The organism is Acinetobacter sp. V2 (assembly GCF_001188385.1).
In the GTDB taxonomy this organism is placed as follows: domain Bacteria; phylum Pseudomonadota; class Gammaproteobacteria; order Pseudomonadales; family Moraxellaceae; genus Acinetobacter; species Acinetobacter oleivorans.
The window spans coordinates 1,734,778-1,738,978 of the sequence record NZ_JZFB01000001.1 but is presented as its reverse complement, the minus strand read 5'-3'; the positions used below and the strand labels follow the sequence as shown (position 1 = coordinate 1,738,978).

4 protein-coding genes are annotated in these 4,201 nt (G+C 39.4%); all 4 read left to right on the top strand.

The annotated features are described in order from the left end of the window. A partial coding sequence (locus UC75_RS07965; RefSeq protein ID WP_228137170.1) for a PDZ domain-containing protein occupies nt 1-1,056 on the top strand: 1,056 nt, incomplete at its 5' end. Nucleotides 1,057-1,180: 124 nt separating this feature from the next. Beyond that, nucleotides 1,181-1,633: an acyl-CoA thioesterase gene (locus tag UC75_RS07960; RefSeq protein ID WP_049837240.1), complete on the top strand. Its 453-nt coding sequence runs from the start codon at nt 1,181-1,183 to the stop codon at nt 1,631-1,633. A gap of 174 nt (nt 1,634-1,807) precedes the next feature. Beyond that, complete coding sequence (lepA, locus tag UC75_RS07955) at nt 1,808-3,625, top strand: translation elongation factor 4 (protein WP_004790731.1); 1,818 nt, start codon at nt 1,808-1,810, stop codon at nt 3,623-3,625. 75 nt (nt 3,626-3,700) lie between these two features. Then, a partial coding sequence (lepB, locus tag UC75_RS20720) for a signal peptidase I (protein ID WP_228137169.1) occupies nt 3,701-4,201 on the top strand: 501 nt, incomplete at its 3' end.

Here is a 4,201-nt window from a genome sequence, read left to right as displayed (position 1 = left end):
CGCATTAGTATTACTTTAAATGACCGCCGTGAAATTGATGCAACTGTGGTTGGGAGTGATGAGCGTACAGACGTTGCATTGTTAAAAGTGACTGGAAATAACTATCCAGCTTTACGCGTAGGAAATGTTGACCGTTTACGAGTGGGAGAGCCTGTTTTAGCAATTGGTTCGCCTTTTGGTTTTGACTACTCTGCGTCGGCAGGTATTGTGAGTGCTAAATCACGAAATATGAGTGGTGAAACTTCGGTACCATTTATTCAAACTGACGTTGCGCTAAACCCAGGTAACTCTGGTGGTCCACTATTTAACCAAAATGGTGAAGTAGTCGGGGTAAACTCTCGAATATTTAGTGGTACTGGCGGCTATATGGGCTTGTCTTTCTCTATCCCGATTGACGTAGCGATGGATGTAGCCGAACAGCTTAAAACTAAAGGTAAGGTAACACGCTCTTATCTTGGTGTGATGATGCAAGACATTGACCGCAACCTTGCTGATGCTTACAAGTTACCAAAACCTGAAGGTGCTTTAATTACTCAAATTTCTCCGAACTCACCTGCACAAAAAGCAGGCTTGCGAGCTGGTGATGTGATTTTGAAATATAACGGTAATCCAGTATCGCGCACTAGTGAATTACTCTACGCATTAAACAAAGTACAGCCGAATCAAACTGTCCAGTTTGAAGTATTACGTGATGACAAAACCCGTAATATTTCAGCAACTTTAACGACTGCTCCAGATGAAACGCCTGCCACAGGTGCACAAAGTACTGTTTCTAAAGGACCAGTTTTAGGAATGAGCATTCGTGATTTAGCTGAGCCAGAAAAAAGTGCTTTAAGTGTAAAGGGTGGGATTTTTGTACAAGATGTTCGCCGTGGTGGCTTAGCATCATTGTCAAATATCATTCCGGGTGATGTGATTGTTCAAGTTAACAATAACCAGATTTTAAATAGTCAGGATTTTGCAAAAGTCGTTTCTAACTTGCAAAAAAATACGGTAGCGCGTGTTGCAATTATTCGTCAGGGACAACGCGCAATGCTTGGTTTACGTATCCAGTAAACTTAAAAAAGAAACAATGAACCACCCTAAACATGGGTGGTTTTTTGTTATTTATCTTGAGCGTATAGTGATATCTACCTACACTTATTTCGGTTTAAAGGTTAATAAATAAGAGTGAACATTTGTGAGTAGTATTTTTGATTTACATATTCAGGTGCAGCCACATCATATTGATGCTTTAGGACATGTGAATAATGTGATGTATGTACAGTGGATGCAAGATGTAGCTGCTGCTCATGTTGAAACCTTAGGAGTTGGGGTAACAAAATATCTCGAATTAAAACATGCAATGGTCGCGGTTGAGCATCATGTGCAATATCGTAAAGCTGCATTTGAAGGCGAACAAATTGTATTACGTACATGGTTAGATGATATCAATGCTCTTTATTCGTTCCGTCATTATGTATTTTTCCGCCCATCAGATCAGGCCGTATTATTTGTTGGAAATACTAAATGGGCATGTATTGAAATTGCTACAGGACGTCCAAAACGAATGTCTCCAACTTTTACCCATGCATATAAGCCGCTTGATTCAAGCATAAACCCTTATGATTTTACTATTTCGTATGCTCAATAACCTGAAGTAGTGGGCTCACTTTGATTGTCATTTTTAAAACATAAGTACAAAGCTCATGATTATTTTGGATACTTTAAAATATCCATCTGTTATAATCTCACGCAATTTATTTAACTGCTTTGGCTGTGTATTAAAACAAGCTACATAGCACTCTATATTTTCTCAAGGTAACCCATGGCGCAAGCTAAAAAATCCGTCGATATCAAAAATATACGAAATTTCTCGATTATTGCCCACATTGACCATGGTAAGTCTACATTGGCTGACCGTTTTATTCAGATGTGTGGTGGTCTACAAGATCGTGAAATGCAAGCTCAAGTCTTGGACTCAATGGAGCTTGAGCGCGAACGTGGGATTACCATTAAAGCCGCTTCAGTCACGCTATATTATACTCATCCTAATGGTCAGGAATATCAACTTAACTTTATTGATACTCCCGGACACGTAGACTTCTCGTATGAAGTTTCTCGTTCATTAGCTGCATGTGAAGGTGCGCTATTGGTTGTAGATGCTGCACAAGGTGTAGAAGCACAATCAGTTGCAAACTGTTATACCGCGATTGAACAAGGTCTCGAAGTTCTTCCTATTTTAAATAAAATTGATTTACCGCAGGCTGAACCTGAACGTGTAATTCATGAAATTGAAGAAATTATCGGAATTGAAGCAACTGATGCACCAACCTGTTCAGCAAAAACTGGTTTAGGTGTTGAAGGTGTTTTAGAGCGTTTAGTCGATGTTATTCCGGCACCAGAAGGTGATCGTGAAGCACCTTTACAAGCATTAATTATCGACTCATGGTTTGATAACTACCTAGGTGTAGTTTCTCTTGTACGTATTAAACAAGGTCGTATCCGTAAGGGCGACAAAATGTTGGTTAAATCGACAGGTCAAACTCATCCGGTAACTTCAGTGGGTGTGTTTAATCCGAAGCATACGGAAACAGATATCCTTGAAGCTGGTGAAGTAGGTTTTGTAATTGCGGGTATTAAAGATATTTTTGGTGCGCCAGTAGGTGACACGATTACGCTTGCATCTACCCCTGATGTTACGATTTTACCGGGTTTCAAAAAAGTTAAACCACAGGTTTATGCTGGTCTTTTCCCGATTGATGCGAGTGATTTTGAGCCATTCCGTGAAGCGCTACAAAAATTGCAGATTAACGACTCGGCTTTATTCTTTGAACCAGAAAGTTCTGATGCACTAGGCTTTGGTTTCCGTTGTGGCTTCTTAGGAATGCTACACATGGAGATTGTACAAGAGCGTTTAGAGCGTGAGTACGATCTTGATCTCATTAGTTCTGCGCCTACTGTAATTTATGAAGCATTAACCAAGAAGGGCGAAACGATTTATATCGACAGTCCATCAAAAATGCCAGACGGATCTACTGTAGAAGATTTGCGTGAACCAATTGCTGAATGTCATATCCTTGTTCCCCAAGAATACTTAGGGAACGTAATGACGCTATGTATCGAACGTCGTGGTGTACAAAAAGATATGAAATTCTTGGGTAACCAAGTTTCTATTACTTTTGAAATCCCGATGGCTGAAGTCGTTATGGATTTCTTTGACAGATTAAAGTCATGCTCTCGTGGCTTTGCATCTTTAGACTATAACTTTGTACGTTTTGAAAGTTCAGCTTTAGTTAAGGTTGATGTGCTAATTAATAGCGAAAAGGTTGATGCCTTGGCTATGATTTGTCACCGCAATGATGCACGCCATCGTGGTATTGCGTTGGTTGAGAAAATGAAAGACTTAATTCCTCGCCAAATGTTCGATGTTGCTATTCAGGCAGCAATCGGTGCACAAATTATTGCCCGTTCTACCGTAAAAGCGATGCGTAAAAACGTATTAGCAAAATGTTATGGTGGTGACGTTTCGCGTAAGAAAAAACTACTTTCTAAACAAAAAGAAGGTAAGAAACGTATGAAACAAGTGGGAAGCGTTGAAATTCCACAAGAAGCGTTCTTGGCTGTATTGAAAGTAGAAAGATAAGAAATGAGGGTGGGGGAAGTGAACAATTTCTTTTCCCCACTGTAATACAAGCAGCTAGGCTGCGAGTGAGGTCGTGTGGATTTTGATTTTAATTTAATTCTTGTTCCAGTTACGCTGATTCTATTTGCAGTGTGGTTGTTAGATAAACTTGTATTCAAACAGCGTGCAAATAAAGGGCGCGGGAACGAAAATTTTGTTATTACATGGGCTTATGACTTTTGGCCAGTTTTAGCTGTAGTACTTGTACTTCGTTCATTCCTTTACGAACCATTTAATATTCCATCAGACTCTATGGTCCCTACTTTAGAAACTGGTGATTTTATTCTGGTGAATAAATTTGATTATGGTGTGCGTTTACCTATCGTTAATAAGAAAATTATTGATGTGGGAGAACCAAAGCGTGGTGATGTGATTGTATTCCGTTATCCACCTCAACCTACTATTAGTTATATTAAACGTGTAATCGGTTTGCCAGGCGATCATCTTGTTTATGATCATGGACAATTGATTATTAATGGACAAAAAGTACCGAAAGTATTAACACAGTTTAGCCGTGAAAAAGATGTATTAGATACA

Coding starts and splice junctions, on each gene's coding strand:
- lepA (WP_004790731.1), top strand. CDS start 1,808: ATGGCGCAAGCTAAAAAATCCGTCGATATCAAAAATATACGAAATTTC.